This is a genomic window from Flavobacterium soyae (assembly GCF_021245985.1).
Lineage (GTDB): Bacteria > Bacteroidota > Bacteroidia > Flavobacteriales > Flavobacteriaceae > Flavobacterium > Flavobacterium soyae.
The window spans coordinates 117,058-134,556 of the sequence record NZ_JAJQXA010000004.1; the positions used below are offsets into that span (position 1 = coordinate 117,058).

A 17,499-nucleotide genomic window follows, 5' to 3' on the forward strand; every position below is an offset into this window, starting at 1 on the left:
GTTCTTATTTATTTTTCAAATTTTCAATTATAGAAATATAATGCTGTGACGTTATTTCCCATTTGAATTTTTGAGATAGTTCAAATGACCTTTTACAAAGATCGGTATAGTTTTCTAAATCAATTAAATCTTTTATTTTTTGTACTAATTCTAAAGGTTTATAAGGATCAAAAAACAATGCTGTTTCATTATATAATTCTTTATACACCGAAATATTTGACAAAATACATGGCGTAGAAACGCTCATTGCTTCAAGTGCAGAAAGCCCAAATCCTTCGTAAAAAGAACCGTTAATAAGTGCTTTTGCTCCTTCCATTTCTTTTTTTAACTCAACATCTGAAACGTCATTTAAAAATTCAACATTCAAGCCATCAGATTCTAAAAGATCATTTTTAAATATAGTATTAAAAGAACCTCCAATAATTTTTAATTTAAATTGATGCAGATCTAATGCTTTAAAAGCTTCTAAAATTACTTTAATATTTTTTCTGGGATTTAATGAATTTACGGCTATAAAATAATCGCGTTTTTGGTTTACTTCTTCATTAAAACTAAAAAGACTTGCCAAGTAAACAACATCTATTTTTAACGGCTCAATATTGGGATAAAATTTTAAAATTTCTTTTTTAGAAAAATTACTAACTGTAATTATTTTTAAAGCCTTTTTTAAATTGAAATAAAACAATATGCTGTAAACAAAAGCAAATTTCCAGTTAAACCAATCTTTATTCTCTTTTACAGCCATGTCATGAACAACTATCACATTCTTTTTAAACAAAATTGGAGCTGTATTACAAAAATTAATTAATAAGGAAACTTTATTCCAAAATAAAAAAAGGGGTAATTCAATTTGTTCCCAAAAATAACCTGAAAAGTAACCTATCTTTCTACAATTTAATGATTCTGAAACAGGGTTTAAGAAGGGTTTGTTTGGACATAGAAAAACTATTTCTTCGTTATAATGTTGCTGCAGATTTTTACTTATTTCTGTAGCTACTCGCTGAACCCCAGTAACTTTTTGAGTTAAAAAACGACCATTGACTACTATTTTATTACGCATCTTGAATGGTATTTTCAGTTCGGATTACAAAGAAGTAGCAAAACCATAAGAACAAATATATTCCGAGTTGCCTGCTTAAAAGGTTTTCAAATAAACTTTGGGATGAAAAAATGAATATAAAAAAAAATGAGTAACCATTTTTATTTTTTATAAAGTTCCAAAATTGAACACCAAAAATTCCTAAAAACAAAGTAAGTCCCAAGAAACCATAAGTAACAAAATACCAAATATATTGATTGTGTGTATTGTATTTAAAATTCTTTTTTCCAATCCACCAATATGGACCGCTTAATACTTCTTTTGAATTATAACAATCTATTAATTTTGCATCAACCTGCTCACTGCTAAAAGTTCCAACATAATAATTAAAGTTTTTTTCATCGACTATTCCTTTAGCGCATTTCCAAATTACAATTCTTGGTTCTCCTTTTTCAACAGTTAATCTTTGGATTATATATTGATTAGTAAAAACCATAACAAATAAAACGCCCACAAGTCCTACAAAGTATACTGTTTTTCGTTGTTTTAAAAAGATAAAAAAGCAAAGCAAAACAGAAACTCCCATTGCAAGTCTTGCTGCAATGATAAACAAAGTGAATATTATTAAACCAATAAATAAATAAAGAATTACCTTTTTAATTGTTGTATTATCCAGCAAAAATTTAATACAAAAAATGGATAGTAGACAATTTAGAGAAAAATAAGGTCTTTCCAGAATAAACTTGTTTTCTACTAAAGCTGTAAAGTTTTCAAAGCTTTTAGAGTCTGAAAAAAACTGATATTGTAATACAATAAAATCAATGTATAATAAATGTATTAACTGCAAAAGCAAAAAGGAAAAAATAAAAAATTTAATTTCCTCAAAACTGAATTTTTTTACTAAAAACATTCCCGGAATAAATATAAAACCGAGCGATCTCACAATTAATTTCGTGGAAGAATCATAATTGAAAAGGAAAGATAAAATGTATAAAACATAAATTGATCCAAACAACAGGCTTAATAATTTAACCGTTAAATTATTGTTCTGGTTTTTTACTTTTGAAACATTCAAAAGCAACAATAGCAAAATAGCCGGTGTAGCCAAAGATATTTTAAACACAAATGAGAATGCTATGAAAAATAAACAAGCTAATTCTATTTTAAATTTCTTAACAACATCTTGAATCATAATAATCTGTTTTTTGATTGACAAAATTAATTTGTTATCAGTTTTTGTTCGTTTAATTTATTTCTATGAATAGCAAAAGGTATTGCCAGAAAAACCCAAATAAAAAGCATAATGAAGGACGGAAATGCATTAAAAGATAAAATGATGCAAATTATACCTGCCGTAATAGAGTCTTCTTTTAAATAATATGCCTTCGTTAAAATTAAAAACAGAAATAGCAAAAATAGCACTGAAGCAATTACACCATATTCTGAGAAAACTTCTAAATATACATTATTGGGTATTGCTCTTTCATTTTTTCGTTGTGCAAAATGATCAAAATATGCGTTTCTATTCACCACAATTTTTTTATACTTATTATAGTGATCGTAATGAAGCCCATAATTTGCAGGACCAACTCCAAAAAAAGGATTTTCTATTCCTGAATAAAAAGCAACATTTCCGGTAATAATCCTGTCTGCTTTTGAAAAGTTATTTTGAGTAAGCGTTTTTGTTGGATCGAACAGTTTTCCGTATACATATTTTTGATAGAATTCCGTTTGAGTAAGTATTAATATACCTATAATTACAACTGGAATAACTTTAATAAGAAAGCTTAATTTGAGAAGTTCTTTTTTATAAAAAAAGAAAATAAAAATAAATACTGAAAGTATTGAAATTGTAGACATTGATACAATCACACTAAAAAGTAAAAACCAGCCATGAACCATTTTTTTTAAATAAAATGAAACGGATGCCGATAGTAATAAAAACAATCCAAAATAATTGCCTTCTTTAAAAGTACTTGATCTGATAAAGCCTTCTAGCATTTGTGGTTCCTCGATTCCCGGAAGCTTAAAATAAGGTATGTTTAATTTTGAAGATATAAACAAATACCATCCGTAGACAGCTGCTATTATAGCTCCCAAAACCCATGTTTCTAAAATTTTTATATCTTTTTTAAATAATCTATAGGATACGAAATAAGCTGCCAGGCACAAATAAAAATAACAAACTCTAATAAAACTATCTCCAACTCTATTTATTCGAAATGGAAATACTTTTGGCGGATAAGGATAATTCCAATATATATTTACGATAAAGGATAACGTGACCAAAAGCGCTACTAATACAATTATGTAATTGTTGTTAAAAAACCAAATAGTGTCTCTTGAAATTGTTTTTTTATTAATATAGAACAGCAGTAAAATTACGAGAGCAATTTCAGATATTTTGAGTGGAAAAAAAATATTCAATGTTAGTGCCTGAGTAAAAGGCAGAAACACTAAAAAAACTTTTCTAATATCAATTTTCATTTGATTGCTTTAATTTTTTGCTTTTACTAAAAACCATTTTTAAAATCTTTGGAATTATTTTAAAATTTCTCTGCCAAATTCGATTCCCAATAGTTAAAGTTAAAATCGACAGATAAATAAACCCAAGGTTTTTTCGGTTATACTTTTTAGCAAAAGTAATTCGGCTATTCATCGAAACCAAGTCTATAAATTCAGATTTTTGTTCGTTAATTTTTGACTTTGTACTATTTCCTTGTTTGTGATAAATTCCAAAAACCGGTAATATTTTTAAACTTCCGCCATTTTGTTTTGCTCGGGAAATCCAATCAAGTTCCTCATAAAATAAAAAGTAATCTTCTGATAACAACCCTATTGATTCTAAATCAGTATACTTAATTATCATAGAAGCTCCTATGGGATAACTTGCTTTTTCAACTATTTTATCAAAATTTAAAATCGCTTCATTAATTGAAATTCCTTCTCCTAAATGTGATGTTAATCCTGTTTTTGGATGATACAAACCTCCCAAAGCCTGAACTTTTGCCGGATTGTCATATTCTAATAAAGCCGTTCCATAAATAATTTTTGAGTTTGAAATGTCTTGTTTATCAATTTGAGAAACAATATCTGTAAGGCTGTTTTTTTCTAAAACGGTATCATTGTTTAAGAGCCAAATATAGGAATCTTGTTCTTTTTGATTTAAAATATATTGTAATGCCAAATTATTTCCTGCCGCAAAACCTTTGTTCTCCTCTGCTTTTACAAAAAGTATTTTTTCTTTTTTACTTTCTAATAAAAAATACTTTTCATCAATACTCAAAAAGGATAAAGATTGTCCTTCTGCCCATAATTGCAGCTCTTTAAAATACTGCAATGTTTCACTATTATCGATAATAATAATTTGATAATTGGTATAATGTAATTTTAAAATACTTTCTAAGCATTCAATAGAATCCTCAGAGTTATTATAATTTAAAAGAACAATATATACTTTCTTATTCATTAATAGTGTTGTATTTTTTTAATTTCGTCTAACTTTCAAAAAGTATTGTGTGCTTAAAAATTGTTCAAAAACACCTAAAGTAATTTTGTTCAAGGTTGTTTTCATTGAAGAAAGGTGCTTCAAATTTGATTCTATTTTTTGCACTTCTAACTCAGGAAATAAACTCATTAGTTTTAGCATATCTTTTTTACAAAAAAAACGGATATGTGTTTTGTCAAAAATTCCTTCGTCTGTATACTCAAAACTTCCTTTAATAAAGATTTTATAAAAAACTTCAAAATTTCTTATGTTAGGTAAACTAATATAAAAATGCCCCTCTTTTTTTAAATGCGGGATTAGTTTTTGAATTGTTTTTTGTGGTTCTATTAAATGTTCTAAAACATCTGGCAACAGTATACTATCAAAATAATCTAATTCGAAAGGAAGATTATCCTGCTCTATATTTCCAATAATAAAAGAATCAAATTTTTCTTTATTCTGGTTAACATCAACGATATCAAATCCCATTATTATTTTTGCAGCGCCTTTATTTTTTAATTCTAATAAAGTCGCGCCGGTGCCGGCACCAATTTCTAATATCGTTTGATCTTTTGATGTACCTATAAAAGAAATAATATCTTTTCGAATATTTGAAAAATATCCTTTTTCTTTATCTAAATAAGATTCTTGCATATTGTTACTCGCAGATTTTATATGTCTTTAATTTTGTGTTTCTGGATACAAAATAGTATTATCAAAGTTGTGATCAATCCTTCTATTAAAAAAACGGCAGTCAAACTTCCTTGTAATTTGAAAAATGAGGTTAAAAAATAACCTAAAATCAACATCATTACAGAGCCGAAAGATAAAATTTTAGATAATAACTTCTGCTCATTTTTGTAAATTAAATATTGATAAAAAGGAATATTTAAAGCCGTAATAATTGGCACTATTATAAACCCTGAATAAAAACCCAGAAGGTTATAAATTTTATCCTCTATTGTATAGTTATTTATAAAAATAACGCCGCCGGTTATAATAACTACAATTCCAAAAATTAATAATGAAATATTAATACCGTTTATTTTTTTTAAAAATAGAATTCCTTCTTTCTTACTTTTACTGTAACGCTCACAAAATTTAGGAAAACTAACATTAAAGAAAACAGATAAATAACTTCGGAAAATGTTGAGAATCATATCGCCAATTTTATAAATTCCGGCGTAATAATCCCCAAGTAAATATTGAATTATTAAAATAGGGCTTTGTACATATGCGGCAATAGAAAAGTTAGATATTAGTATAGGATATTCGTTTTTAAACTGTTTTATAATTGAATCTCTTTTAATATTAAAAAGAGACAACTGATATGATTTCCAGATTTTTATAAAAAAAAATGAATAAACTAAGGTATTTGACGTTCCTAGTATAAATAAAACCAAAAAATAATCTTTCTTCTCTAGAATTAAAAGATAAACTACTAAGATGTAAATTATTTTTGAAAAGAATATAAGTCTGTTTATAATCCCAAATTTCTCCAGTCCCTGATAAATCCATGTAATATTAAAAAACTGACCAGATAAAAGTGTTAATGCCAGTAAATAAAGCTTTTTATCAATATTATTAAAAATCAAACTTGTTAATATAATGACTAGAAATAGTATTAAAAAGTTGATAATTTTAATCGCAAACGAAGTGTTTAAATATTCCTGAGTTTTGCGAAAATTATCTTTATTAATACTGATTTCTTTAACTCCCAGAATATTGGAGCCAAAATCAATAAACAATCCCAATAATGTAAAAACAGATAATGCAACGCCAATCTTTCCCCAATTTTCAATACCGCATACCGAAATGACTTTTGGAGCTACTAATAAGGGTGCAATTAAGTTTATTAACTGCCCGAAACCATACGTTAGATAATCTATTATTGTATTCTTTTTCATTTATTAGCGAATCGGTCTATAAATACAATTAATATCAAATAATAGAGTCTATTCTTTTCTTATCAGTTCAACTTATCTATAAGTAAATGATTAACCTGACTTATTTTATGGTTCAATTAATTTTTGCTTTAATAATTGTTTTTTATAGAATTTAAGAACAAGATTCAATACAAGAAACAAGAAAAGAAACAAAATGGGTAATATAACTTTTAATTTCCCGTTAAGTGATTTTGTGTTTTTTATATTTAAAGTAGAATTGATCTCCTTAATCGTTTTATCAAAGCTTAATAATTTTAGTCTGTTTCTTCCTTGCTCAACAACTAAATATTGTTTGGTTTTAATAAGATCGTTCAATTGAGTATTTTCATTGTAATAAACCAACTTATCATTTTTATTCGTGTTTTTTACTGTATTCGAAAAACCGCTTAAAACATTATCTATTTGAGCAATAATAGTGTCATTTTGAGCAATTTGCTGTTTCATGCTTTGAAACCCTATTTTTTGGGCAGAGTTAAAATATTCTGAAGAATTTAAATATTTTAGTAACGGTTCTATAAAATCTTTTTCACCAACTAATTCACTTGAAATAAGAGATATGGTATGATAAGTATAATTTTTACTTACAACATTATCAATTAAAATTTTATTGATGTCACCCTCATCAGCCATTAACTTTATAAGTTCAAAATTTTGTTCTCTATCTTCTACAAACTTAAAAGCATCAGAAACAGGTTTAATTTCAATTTTTTTAATTGCTTTAGGATGAGAAATTCCAACCACATTTTTTAGAAAAGCGGTATCACCGGCATTAATTTTTGCATCAATTAAATCAATTTTCGAATACAAATAATCAACGCTTCCAAAATTTGGTGTTACAATAATCTCATTTTGAAATGATTTTTTACTTGAGTCCAAATACCAACCCAATCCAAATCCTAATAAAAGTAATGTTACAACAATAATCCAATTTCGAATTAAAAACTGAATTGATCTAAAAATAGCAGTATTTATTCTATCAAAAAACCTGCCTATACTTTTTGAAATCAGAAATAGATCAATCTCTTGATCAGTATTATGTTGTGGTACTTTTGTACTCATTTTTGGTTTTTATTTGATGTTGAAAATCTGCTCTAAAATCTTAATTGTGATCAAATAAGTTGGTTTTACACCTGTTGTTCCCAATCCGCCTGAGGCTAATGTACTTCCTGTTTCTAATGGATTATCTGATGCATAATAAGCATATCGAACTTTAATATCGTGCGGCACGCTTTTTCTAATTTTTGAAGCCGACTGAATCGCTTTTTGATAATATGAACCTTCCATTTCAAGACCAATTACTCCCCATGTTGATTCATGGAAAAATTTCAATAAGTCTCTATTTTGCAGTGACGTTCCTAAAACGGTAACCATTGCGCCTTCATAAACGTCAATGTCATTTCCCTCGAACATTGCTCCTGTTAATTCATTTTCGAAGAAATAATTATCTGCTGTTCCCTCATTTATATGTGCCGAAGGAATCATGATATCGCCTTTTCCGCCTTCCAAAATTCCGGCTTTACCCATAATCGAAACTGATTTTACGTTTAGTAACGTTTCTTTTTTAAATGGTTTTAAAAGTTCGTCGATTGTTTCATAAGCCTGTTCTCCAAAAGCATAATCCATAACTATAATAACTGGATTTTCTTCTTCTGATTTTGTTTTTGGAAATGCGGTTTTAGACCAGTCAATTTTGACCGTATCAAAAATTTGAACGTCGATGTTTGTTCCTGAAGTGTCCGGCAAAGAAATCATTCCGTTTTTTAACGCCAGTTCTTCAACCTGGCTTCTAATTTCTTTTGATCCCGAATTGCTCAGTTCTTCATAAATAAAGAAATCTGTTTTTCCTTTAAATTTTGATGTTAATAAAGGTGTTGCAAAAATCGAATTCATCACACTGTGCATATTCGCACTTATTACGTGAATTGGACGTTTTAAAAGATCGTTTGCTTTTAGAACTTCTTTGATGTTTGTTGCCCAGATTTCTCCGTGAATATGATGTCCAAGACGTTCACGTAAAACCGGACTAAAAGTTATCGTTCTTTTGTTGTTTTCTACAATTTCTTCGATCGCTAATTTTCCTAACCAATAGATAACATGCAGGAAACGATCTGGAGCATTTTCTGAACCAAAGGCATCATAGATATCTAAAACTTCTTCAAAAGTTCTGGCCAAAATATTAGCAACGTGTGAAATCGCTTTTTCTTTTTCAATCTGCGAAAGCTTTTTTGTCTGCGTAACGGCTTGTTCTAATTTTAACCAGTCTCTCGAAACTTCTCCTCCGTCGTCAATTAAAACTCTGTTTTTAATTTTGTGAGATTCGATGAAAATAAAAGTCAAATGCGTTAGAATATCATAAATGTCCGAACGTCCACGTGTAATTTCAACATTCATTTGTTCTTCGTCGATTCTGTAGCAGTTTCTTCTTCTTTTTGGAGGAACAATTGGCTGGAAATGAGATTTAGAATATCCTTCGTCTGAAGTTAAGTTGATGAATCTACATTGTTCAATTCCTATCGGAAGACGTTCTATAACGTACAAGAGTCCGTTTAGTTCTACTTTTTCTTCGGCGATATTTCCGTAGATTTCCGGACGTAATGCTAATAATGATTCGCGTAAACTGTCACCAGAAACTCCCATTGGTTTGTAAAAACCACGGTTAAATAAATGGCGCATTGTAATGTACATTTTTTCTATCGCTGCAGATGATTCCTGAGCTCTTGATCTTGATATATGTTTGGTTTCTTTCATTCTATTTTATTTTAAAAATCTTCAAAATAGTGAAGATCATTCTAACTTTTGACAAGCGAAAGTAGGAATTATATATGTAATTTCAGTAAAATGGTATTTAACAAATTGTTAGAAGAGATTAATAAAATTGGTGATTCTATTTCAAATTATCCGCAATCTTTCTGTCATTCGACAATCTCGGAATTTTATTTTGTCCGCCTAATTTTCCTTGCGATTTCATGTATTCCTGAAATCCATTTTTTGAAACTTTGCTGACAACAACTTTTCTTAAAACATTTCCGGTAATTAAATCGTCATAATAAATATTTTGCTTTCGCATCGAATCATCGATCGCTTCTGCAAAAGTTTCTATATTTTCCGGTTCTTTTTCAAATTCAATTAACCATTCATGATATGGCAATCCCTTTGCTGGCGTGATTTGCGGCGCAACGGTAAATTCGTTTATTACTATGTTGGTTCCTGCAGTTGCTTCTTTCATTGCATTCTCTACTTCATTTGCAATAACATGTTCTCCAAAAGCAGAAATATAATGTTTGATACGTCCTGAAACTATGACACGATACGGAGCCAAAGAGGTGAATTGAATCGTATCGCCAATATTATAACCCCAAAGTCCGGCATTCGTAGAAACTATTAAAGCATAATTTACGCCTAATTCAACTTCGCCGATTGTATATCTTTTTGGATTTTCGGTAAAGAATTCATCGGCTTTAATAAATTCGTAGAAAATTCCGGAATTCAGCAATAAAAGCATTCCTTTTTCTTTTTGAGAATCCTGATATGCAAAAAATCCTTCAGAAGCCGGAAACAGCTCAATGCTGTCAACTTTTTTTCCAATCATCTGCTCAAACTTAGCGCGGTAAGGCTCGTAATTTACGCCTCCGTAAATGAACAAATTAAAGTTTTTAAATATTTCGCTTATCTTCTTTCCTCCGCTTTTTTCCTGTAAACGCTCAAAGTACATTTGTACCCAGGATGGAATTCCGGAAATCACTGACATATTTTCATTAATCGTTTCGTCTACAATTGTATTTACTTTCGTTTCCCAGTCATCAATACAATTGGTTTCCCAAGAAGGCATTCGGTTTTTTTGCAAATATTTCGGAACAAAATGCGCTACAATACCGGAAAGTCTTCCAAATTTAATTCCGTGTTTTTCAGTCAAAATGGGGCTTCCTTGTAAAAAGATCATTTTACCATCAACAAAATCTGCATTTCCAGTCTCGTTTATATAATGCAGGATTGCATTTCGAGCGGCATTGACATGCGTAGGCATTGATTCTTTTGTAAGCGGAATATATTTGGCGCCAGAAGTTGTTCCAGATGTTTTGGCAAAATAAATCGGTTTCCCTTTCCACAGAATATTTTCCTCACCAGCCTTAACCTTTTCGATATAATTTTTTAAATCTTCATAATCCCGAATAGGAACGTTTTTTTGAAAATCTTCAAATGTTTTTATCTTTTCAAAATGGTGGTCTTTTCCAAATTCGGTTTCCTTTGCATTTTCAATCAGACTTTTAAAAACTTCTAGTTGAGTTTCAACCGGTTTATTGGCCCAGGAAAGAGTTTGGTTATATATTTTGCGGGCAAATATTTTTGCTGCTATCGATTTAATTGACATTTTTTGCGGTATTATTTTTTGTCACTTTTGTTTTTATTGCCCTTTTTTGGGCTAGTCTCCTTCTCTATTTTTGCCACTTCTTCCCTTAGCTTAATTTCTTCTTCAGAAGCTTTCATATTTAAATCTGACGGTTCATCTGCTTCACCTATAATAGAATCTTTATTAAATTTTGCATATTCTAATTGACCATTCAATACTTTTTGAACTCCTTTAATATATGCTTCATTTTTTTTGAGTGCTCTTTCTAATGAATCAGATTTTATCGCCAATTCTGTTGCATTTTTTTTTAACTGCGATGAAGAATAACCCGGAATAAACTCGCGCAAAGGAGTAAAAGCAATAATGAAAGTTGTTACCAGAATTAGAAATATTCCGCCTAAAGTAAACATTACAAACACATTCATTAGCGTAAGCCTGAAGGAAAAAATTTCTTCAAAAGTATCTTCATTCAAAATTACCAGTCGGTTTTTGATGAATAATTTTTTCCTAAAGTCTCTCTTTTTCTTAGCCATTTTGGTTATTTATACAAGCAAATATAGTAATTAATCGCATTGTTGATGCTTGCGAAAAATGAGCATTTGCAGTAATATAATGATTTTATAAAATATTTAACGCACTTAAAAAGAAATTTTTTGACTCAAAAACCATTCTTGTTCGTATATTCTATATACCTTTGCGGTGAAAATAAAAATCAATTTGCTTCGGCATTAAATATATAATAGTCATGGGAAGATTAGGTCTTACAGAAATCCTTGTTATCGTAGGTATTGTGATATTACTTTTTGGAGGTAAAAAAATTCCAGAATTAATGAAAGGTTTAGGAAGTGGAATTAAGGAATTTAAAAACGCTGCTAAAGACGATCAATCTGCTCCTGCTAAAAAACAAGAAGAAGAAACAAAAGAGTAACCTTCAAACTTATTATTAAAAATCCCAGATTACAAATTGTAGTCTGGGATTTTTTTGTTTTATCTTCAATTGGATTTTGGTGTTTCAAAAATTGGATTTTTTCTAAAGTACCATCGTCAACTGAATTCTCTTTCTATCCTCATCAATATCAGTAACCTTAACATCAACATGCTGATGTAATTTTACCACTTCGTTTACGTCGCTTACAAATCCGGCTTTTAACTGCGAAATGTGAACCAATCCGCTTTCTTTAATTCCGATATCAACAAAACAGCCAAAGTTGGTAATGTTATTAACAATTCCCGGAAGAATCATTCCGGTTCTCAAATCTTTGATTGATTTTACATTTGCATCAAATTCAAAAACCTTAGCCGACTTTCTTGGATCTAATCCAGGCTTTTCAAGCTCTTTTATGATATCTTTCAGTGTAAGTAAACCTATTTCAGGCGTTACATATTTTTCTGGCTTAATAAGCGCCGTTTTCTCTTTATTTGCAATTAAGTCATTTAACGAAATATTCAAATCCTTCGCCATCTTTTCTACAACCGGATAAGCCTCTGGATGCACCGCCGAATTATCAAGCGGATTTTTAGCATTTGTAATTCTAATAAATGCTGCTCCTTGCTGATATGCTTTATCACCCAAACGAGGAACTTTTTTCAGCTGTTCTCTGTCTTCAAAAGGCCCGTTTTCAGAACGGTATTGTACAATATTTTCAGCCAGCTTCTCTCCTATTCCACTCACATAACTTAATAAATGTTTACTTGCTGTGTTGATGTTAATTCCAACCGAGTTTACGCAGCGAATTACTGTGCTGTCTAATTCTTCTTTTAATTTAGTCTGGTCAACGTCGTGTTGATATTGTCCAACTCCAATTGCTTTTGGATCGATTTTCACCAATTCGGCTAATGGATCTGAAAGTCTTCTTCCTATAGAAACTGATCCACGGACTGTTACATCATAATTTGGAAATTCTTCTCTCGCAATTTTTGACGCCGAATAAACAGAAGCTCCCGCTTCTGAAACGATAAAAACCTGCACTGGTTTGTCGAACGCGATTTTTTTTATGAAAAATTCCGTTTCTCTTGAAGCCGTTCCATTTCCAATAGAAATCGCATCTATTTGATACGCATTTACCATCGAACGGATTTTTTTAATCGCCATTGATTCCTCATTTTGAGGCGCGTGCGGATAAATCGTTTCGTTGTATAATAAATCGCCTTTTTCGTCCAGACACACTACTTTACAACCGCTTCTAAATCCCGGATCGATTGCCAAAATTCGTTTTTCTCCTAAAGGCGGAGCCAATAATAGCTGTCCTAAATTGTTAGCAAAAACCTGAATTGAATTAGCATCGGCTTTTGCTTTTGCTTCCTGTAAAGTTTCATTTCCAATTGCCGGATTCAACAAACGTTTGTAACTATCCTCAATTGCTAATTGCAAGTGGGCTGTTGTATTATTTTGTTTTTTAATGATGATTTCGTCAATAACATCGTAAGCATCGTCGATATCAACATCTATTTTCATTTTTATAAAACCTTCATTTTCTGCACGAAGCATTGCTAATAATCGATGCGCAGGCGCTTTTGTTAAAGGTTCTTCCCAATCAAAATATTGACTGAATTTTTGTGCTCCTTCTTCTTCGGCTTTCTTTTTTACAACTTTAGTTCCAATTGTTGCTTTACGCTGAAACAATCTACGAAGCTGTTTACGAACGTAAATATTTTCGTTAATCCATTCGGCTACAATATCTCTTGCACCCTGAATTGCTGCTTCTTCGTTGATAACATTTTCATTGATGTATTGTGTAGAAAGAAAATCAATATCAACATCACTTTCAGATATAATCAATTTTGCCAAAGGCTCTAAACCAAATTCGCGGGCAACATCGGCTTTTGTTTTTTTCTTCTTTTTGTACGGAAGATAAAAATCCTCTATTTCCTGTAAATCAAAACTTTCTTCAATTTTTTTCTTCAAATCTGGCGTAAGTGCTTTTTGTTCTTCAATAGATTTCAGAACTGCTTCTTTACGTTTTACAAGTGTATCATAATCTTTTTGCAATTTTGCAATCAGCTCAATTACAGTTTCATCAAGATTTCCGGTTGCGTCTTTTCGGTAACGCGAAATAAACGGAATAGTACAATCTTCCTCTAATAATTTTACAGTGTTTTGAATACTTACTGCAGGCGCCTGAACTGACTTGGCAATGAATTGAATATTTGTCATTGTTAATAACTATGTTTGTGAGTTCTTGCCAATTTTATAAGAATTGGCAAGAATTGTTTATTTTTTAATTAAGTTGCTAAAATTCGCAGATCTAATATAATTTTGTTTTACTTTATTTACTGAGATCATTTCCATGTATCCCATATTTACAAGATTATTTAAATCCGTACGTGCTGTATAATTGGCAATAGAAAATCTATTTTGCACCTCCTTTACAGAAAATACACATTCAGGCTCATCATATAATGTTTTTAAAATTTGAGCTTGACGCTCATTAATGTTTGGTATTTTAATGAAACTCACAATTTGTAAATTTTCTTGCTGTTTTTCCTGAATATAATTTTTTAAAGACTCAAAGGCTTTATGCATAACTTCAATATGATATGTTATAAAATAAGATAAATCATTTGAATCATTTTCTGTATATAAATAAGCCTTTTCGTATTGATTTTTAGATTCTTGTATTATCTTTGATATAGATAAATATTCTGTTAACCAATATCCTTTTTTCAAAAGATACCAATAAAACAAAGCTCTTGCCGTTCTTCCGTTTCCGTCTGTAAAAGGGTGAATCCATCCTATCATAAAATGAATTATAATTCCCTTTACTATAGGATGTATAAAATCTTCTTTTTCTGAGTTAAAAAATTGACAAAGTTCTTTAATTAATTTATTTATATCTCCAAAATTTGGTGGTGTATGAACTATTTCACTTGTAGAATAATTAATAACATATATATCATTTGATTCTCTAAAGGTTCCCTCTTCATTTTCATTTTTTAAAGTATTCTTTGTCATTAACTTATGAATCTGCAAAAGATTTTCAGGAGTTAATTCTTCACTTTTATTTTTTAAAATATGTTTTATAGTTGAATAATTATTCACAATCATCTGCTCAGATTTATTTATAGGTTTTGTATCCTTTCTAAGCATATCTTTTGCTTTTTTTCGAGTAGTATTTGCTCCTTCCATTATACTACTTGAAATAGCTTCTTCCATTATTGAACTTACTAAATATCTAGCTTTATCAGATTCAGGAATTATTTTTTGTGATCCCATATATCCGCCGATATTCATATCAAATTCATGCAATGATTTTTGAATGTAATCCGTGTTAAAATAATTAAAAATTACATTTGAAAATTTTATTTGTTTATAATTAATATTTCTAACTAATTTAATAGTATTCCATAATTCTTCGGGCGATAGTCCATCAACTTTCTTATATTTGACTTTATCCCAATATAAATAACTATTATTCATATCTTTAATTTTTGCCATAATTTTTGGCTCATTAAGATTTGAAATAATTGAATTATCTAAAACTATTCCTGGTGTACTTTCAATCATAAGTAAATTTGTTTAGGAAACAAATGTAAAACTTTATTTCAATTCTTGCTAATTTTAAAAGAATTGGCAAGAATTGAAAAGAACATATATTGTTTTTTATAGGTTTTTTTAAAAATTAATATATTTTTCTTATTAAAATTAACTAGAAAATCCCTCAATGATTCGGCTAAAATAATATCTTTGTTTTGAATATTATGCCCATGGAAATTTTTTTACTCTATTTTTTATTTATAAATACCATCGTTTTTATTCTTGCCGGATATGATAAACATCAAGCTCGAAAAAATAAACGAAGAATTCCCGAAAATACTTTGTTTTTTCTTGAAGCGATTGGAGGAACACCTGGTTTATTAACAGCGATGTTTTTCTACAAACATAAAACGAGTAAAACTTCATTTATTGTCAAATTCTCGCTGATTTTTTTGATTCAGGTTGTTTTGGTTTACTTCTACTTCACTAACAAAAGATAGATATTAACATTGTTAATAACCTAAATTTCTACTGATTACATCTAACTTAATTAGCTGTATTTTAAATAATTAAACAAAAAACCGGATGAATTTTAATAAATCCGCCCGGTGTATTTTTATTTATTTGGTGCGAAGCACCCGATTTTTTTTGACTTTTTAAGAGCAAGCTATTTTATTAACTCGGTTTTGGTGTCTTCCGCCTTCAAATACTGTTGTTAAAAATGTTTCGACAATTTCAACCGCTTGCGGAATAGAAGTAAAACGCGCCGGAATACTCACAATGTTAGCATCATTATGTAAACGGGTTAAATACGCAATTTCTTTAGTCCAGCATAATCCAGCTCTCACTTTAGGGTGTTTATTAACCGTCATTGCAATTCCATTTCCACTTCCGCAGATAACAATTCCAAAATCAGCTTTTCCATCAGATACATCATTCGCAACCGGATGTCCAAAATCAGGATAATCAACAGAAGCATCAGTATCAGTTCCATAATTCGTTACTTCATATCCTTTTGCTTCAAGCATTGCAACAATTGCTTTTTTATATTCTGGTCCTGCGTGGTCGTTTCCTATCGAAATTTTCATTTTTTTATACTATTAAGTTCTGTAATGCAAATTTACTTAATTAATGAATGTTTGTCACGAATTTCACCAATTTTCACGAATTTCTTTTTAGTCGTTATTTTAAATCTTACTGTTAGAAAATCATTATAATAATTAGTGTACATCGTAACTCGAGCGATAGCGAACAGGCGAAGCAAATTCGTGACAAAAAATGTATCATTTTACAACTATCTTGATATCAAAACCTTATCACTTATCAACATTTTTGATAAGTATATAAGTATCTCATAATCAATAAATAATAAACATAACATTTGTTAAAATTTTAGAATGTTAATACCAATTCGTAATTCGTTGATATTCAATTAACTTTAAGTTAACATTATTTGTTGATAAGTTCGAAAAGAAAATTAGAAGTTTTTTTTGGTTGTTTGAAAAAAATACCTAATCCAAAACTGGAATTAAATATGCAAGAAAAGTTACAGGAATTTTTAGAAAAGTTATCAATATCAAAAATGCCATTTTCAACAAATAGCAGCATATGAACTTATCTACAAAATGAATTCATTTTTGGTTGTCAACCGTTGTTAATTAAAATACAAAAAGTCTTATAAATTAATCTTTTAGCTAAAAATAACTATGTTGATAACTCCCAATAACTAAAAGAAACTTCATTTCAATACTTTTAAAAATAAATTTATTCGACATATTAACAAGCTATAATAACCATCAAAAATTAATTAAATTTAAAATTTCTTTTTTGTTGTATTTAATATATGTTGAAAACTAAAAAAGTTGAAAAGGAAAAAAAAATTTTTAGTTTGAAAAAAGAAAGAGTTTAAACGATTTTAAGAGGATTGTTTAGATTGTCCAAAATTTCCTGAACTTGTTCAAAATCGTTTGGATGAACTTTGAGTTTAATCCCGCCGAGCGCATTTGAGTAAAACGGCATAACAGAAAGTGTTACTTCGTTTTCGAAAAAATATGGGATTTCATCTTGTTCTAGTAAGTGTTTGAGAACCACTGTTTCGTGCAGATAATTGAATACGGCGATCGTCTTAAAGCTTTCCATATGAGGTGTTTTTGTAAATGTACGAAAAGTTATATTTTTAATAATTCTAATTATTAAAAAGAATTA

General features: G+C 29.5%; 16 protein-coding genes. 2 read left to right on the forward strand and 14 right to left on the reverse strand.

The features are described 5' to 3' along the window. Nucleotides 1–4 precede the first annotated feature (4 nt). The 10 genes from LUU93_RS07025 to LUU93_RS07070 form a co-directional block, all read right to left on the reverse strand. Nucleotides 5–1,060, reverse strand: a complete 1,056-nt coding sequence (locus LUU93_RS07025) for a glycosyltransferase family 4 protein (protein WP_232679713.1) — start codon at nucleotides 1,058–1,060, stop codon at nucleotides 5–7. After that, entirely contained in the window at nucleotides 1,053–1,718 is a 666-nt protein-coding gene (locus tag LUU93_RS07030) for an O-antigen ligase family protein (protein WP_232679715.1), read from the reverse strand. Before LUU93_RS07030 ends, LUU93_RS07025 begins: the two co-directional genes overlap by 8 nt. A gap of 539 nt (nucleotides 1,719–2,257) precedes the next feature. After that, a complete protein-coding gene (locus LUU93_RS07035) occupies nucleotides 2,258–3,526 on the reverse strand; it encodes an O-antigen ligase family protein (protein WP_232679717.1) in 1,269 nt (422 codons plus the stop codon). Then, nucleotides 3,516–4,508: a glycosyltransferase gene (locus LUU93_RS07040; protein ID WP_232679720.1), complete on the reverse strand. Its 993-nt coding sequence runs from the start codon at nucleotides 4,506–4,508 to the stop codon at nucleotides 3,516–3,518. Before LUU93_RS07040 ends, LUU93_RS07035 begins: the two co-directional genes overlap by 11 nt. A gap of 18 nt (nucleotides 4,509–4,526) precedes the next feature. Further along, nucleotides 4,527–5,180: a class I SAM-dependent methyltransferase gene (locus tag LUU93_RS07045; protein ID WP_232679722.1), complete on the reverse strand. Its 654-nt coding sequence runs from the start codon at nucleotides 5,178–5,180 to the stop codon at nucleotides 4,527–4,529. A 17-nt stretch (nucleotides 5,181–5,197) separates the two neighbouring features. Next, complete coding sequence (locus tag LUU93_RS07050; RefSeq protein ID WP_232679724.1) at nucleotides 5,198–6,433, reverse strand: oligosaccharide flippase family protein; 1,236 nt, start codon at nucleotides 6,431–6,433, stop codon at nucleotides 5,198–5,200. 105 nt (nucleotides 6,434–6,538) lie between these two features. Next, nucleotides 6,539–7,531, reverse strand: a complete 993-nt coding sequence (locus LUU93_RS07055) for a hypothetical protein (protein ID WP_232679726.1) — start codon at nucleotides 7,529–7,531, stop codon at nucleotides 6,539–6,541. Between the two features lie 9 nt (nucleotides 7,532–7,540). Beyond that, on the reverse strand, nucleotides 7,541–9,220 hold the full coding sequence (locus LUU93_RS07060; RefSeq protein ID WP_232679728.1) for a DUF6909 family protein: 1,680 nt from the start codon (nucleotides 9,218–9,220) through the stop codon (nucleotides 7,541–7,543). A 136-nt stretch (nucleotides 9,221–9,356) separates the two neighbouring features. Beyond that, complete coding sequence (locus LUU93_RS07065) at nucleotides 9,357–10,841, reverse strand: GH3 auxin-responsive promoter family protein (protein WP_232679730.1); 1,485 nt, start codon at nucleotides 10,839–10,841, stop codon at nucleotides 9,357–9,359. An 11-nt stretch (nucleotides 10,842–10,852) separates the two neighbouring features. After that, nucleotides 10,853–11,353, reverse strand: a complete 501-nt coding sequence (locus LUU93_RS07070) for a peptidase (protein ID WP_232679733.1) — start codon at nucleotides 11,351–11,353, stop codon at nucleotides 10,853–10,855. 212 nt (nucleotides 11,354–11,565) lie between these two features. On the opposite strand from LUU93_RS07070, the gene LUU93_RS07075 reads away from it, so the two are divergent. Then, nucleotides 11,566–11,748: a Sec-independent protein translocase subunit TatA/TatB gene (locus LUU93_RS07075; protein WP_232679735.1), complete on the forward strand. Its 183-nt coding sequence runs from the start codon at nucleotides 11,566–11,568 to the stop codon at nucleotides 11,746–11,748. 102 nt (nucleotides 11,749–11,850) lie between these two features. On the opposite strand, the gene LUU93_RS07080 is transcribed toward LUU93_RS07075, so the two are convergent. Together LUU93_RS07080 and LUU93_RS07085 are read right to left on the reverse strand one after the other, a co-directional pair. Continuing rightward, nucleotides 11,851–13,974 (reverse strand): Tex family protein, encoded by a 2,124-nt coding sequence (locus LUU93_RS07080; RefSeq protein WP_232679737.1) that lies wholly within the window; start codon nucleotides 13,972–13,974, stop codon nucleotides 11,851–11,853. Nucleotides 13,975–14,031: 57 nt separating this feature from the next. Further along, complete coding sequence (locus LUU93_RS07085) at nucleotides 14,032–15,324, reverse strand: Fic family protein (RefSeq protein ID WP_232679739.1); 1,293 nt, start codon at nucleotides 15,322–15,324, stop codon at nucleotides 14,032–14,034. Between the two features lie 200 nt (nucleotides 15,325–15,524). Here LUU93_RS07085 and LUU93_RS07090 point away from each other — a divergent pair, with 200 nt between their 5' ends. Continuing rightward, a complete protein-coding gene (locus LUU93_RS07090) occupies nucleotides 15,525–15,794 on the forward strand; it encodes a DUF1294 domain-containing protein (RefSeq protein ID WP_232679742.1) in 270 nt (89 codons plus the stop codon). Between the two features lie 156 nt (nucleotides 15,795–15,950). Here LUU93_RS07090 and rpiB read toward each other — a convergent pair whose 3' ends face one another. Both rpiB and LUU93_RS07100 read right to left on the reverse strand, forming a co-directional pair. Then, nucleotides 15,951–16,382: a ribose 5-phosphate isomerase B gene (gene rpiB, locus LUU93_RS07095; protein ID WP_232679744.1), complete on the reverse strand. Its 432-nt coding sequence runs from the start codon at nucleotides 16,380–16,382 to the stop codon at nucleotides 15,951–15,953. Nucleotides 16,383–17,199: 817 nt separating this feature from the next. Next, entirely contained in the window at nucleotides 17,200–17,433 is a 234-nt protein-coding gene (locus tag LUU93_RS07100; RefSeq protein WP_232679746.1) for a putative signal transducing protein, read from the reverse strand. Nucleotides 17,434–17,499 lie beyond the last annotated feature (66 nt).

What these genes read in the sequence shown, in the direction of transcription:
- LUU93_RS07065 (WP_232679730.1), bottom strand. Translation starts at nt 10,841, where the DNA reads ATGTCAATTAAATCGATAGCAGCAAAAATATTTGCCCGCAAAATATAT.
- LUU93_RS07075 (WP_232679735.1), top strand. Translation starts at nt 11,566, where the DNA reads ATGGGAAGATTAGGTCTTACAGAAATCCTTGTTATCGTAGGTATTGTG.
- LUU93_RS07035 (WP_232679717.1), bottom strand. Translation starts at nt 3,526, where the DNA reads ATGAAAATTGATATTAGAAAAGTTTTTTTAGTGTTTCTGCCTTTTACT.
- LUU93_RS07070 (WP_232679733.1), bottom strand. Translation starts at nt 11,353, where the DNA reads ATGGCTAAGAAAAAGAGAGACTTTAGGAAAAAATTATTCATCAAAAAC.
- LUU93_RS07060 (WP_232679728.1), bottom strand. Translation starts at nt 9,220, where the DNA reads ATGAAAGAAACCAAACATATATCAAGATCAAGAGCTCAGGAATCATCT.
- rpiB (WP_232679744.1), bottom strand. Translation starts at nt 16,382, where the DNA reads ATGAAAATTTCGATAGGAAACGACCACGCAGGACCAGAATATAAAAAA.
- LUU93_RS07085 (WP_232679739.1), bottom strand. Translation starts at nt 15,324, where the DNA reads ATGATTGAAAGTACACCAGGAATAGTTTTAGATAATTCAATTATTTCA.
- LUU93_RS07040 (WP_232679720.1), bottom strand. Translation starts at nt 4,508, where the DNA reads ATGAATAAGAAAGTATATATTGTTCTTTTAAATTATAATAACTCTGAG.
- LUU93_RS07100 (WP_232679746.1), bottom strand. Translation starts at nt 17,433, where the DNA reads ATGGAAAGCTTTAAGACGATCGCCGTATTCAATTATCTGCACGAAACA.
- LUU93_RS07025 (WP_232679713.1), bottom strand. Translation starts at nt 1,060, where the DNA reads ATGCGTAATAAAATAGTAGTCAATGGTCGTTTTTTAACTCAAAAAGTT.
- LUU93_RS07045 (WP_232679722.1), bottom strand. Translation starts at nt 5,180, where the DNA reads ATGCAAGAATCTTATTTAGATAAAGAAAAAGGATATTTTTCAAATATT.
- LUU93_RS07050 (WP_232679724.1), bottom strand. Translation starts at nt 6,433, where the DNA reads ATGAAAAAGAATACAATAATAGATTATCTAACGTATGGTTTCGGGCAG.
- LUU93_RS07090 (WP_232679742.1), top strand. Translation starts at nt 15,525, where the DNA reads ATGGAAATTTTTTTACTCTATTTTTTATTTATAAATACCATCGTTTTT.
- LUU93_RS07080 (WP_232679737.1), bottom strand. Translation starts at nt 13,974, where the DNA reads ATGACAAATATTCAATTCATTGCCAAGTCAGTTCAGGCGCCTGCAGTA.
- LUU93_RS07055 (WP_232679726.1), bottom strand. Translation starts at nt 7,531, where the DNA reads ATGAGTACAAAAGTACCACAACATAATACTGATCAAGAGATTGATCTA.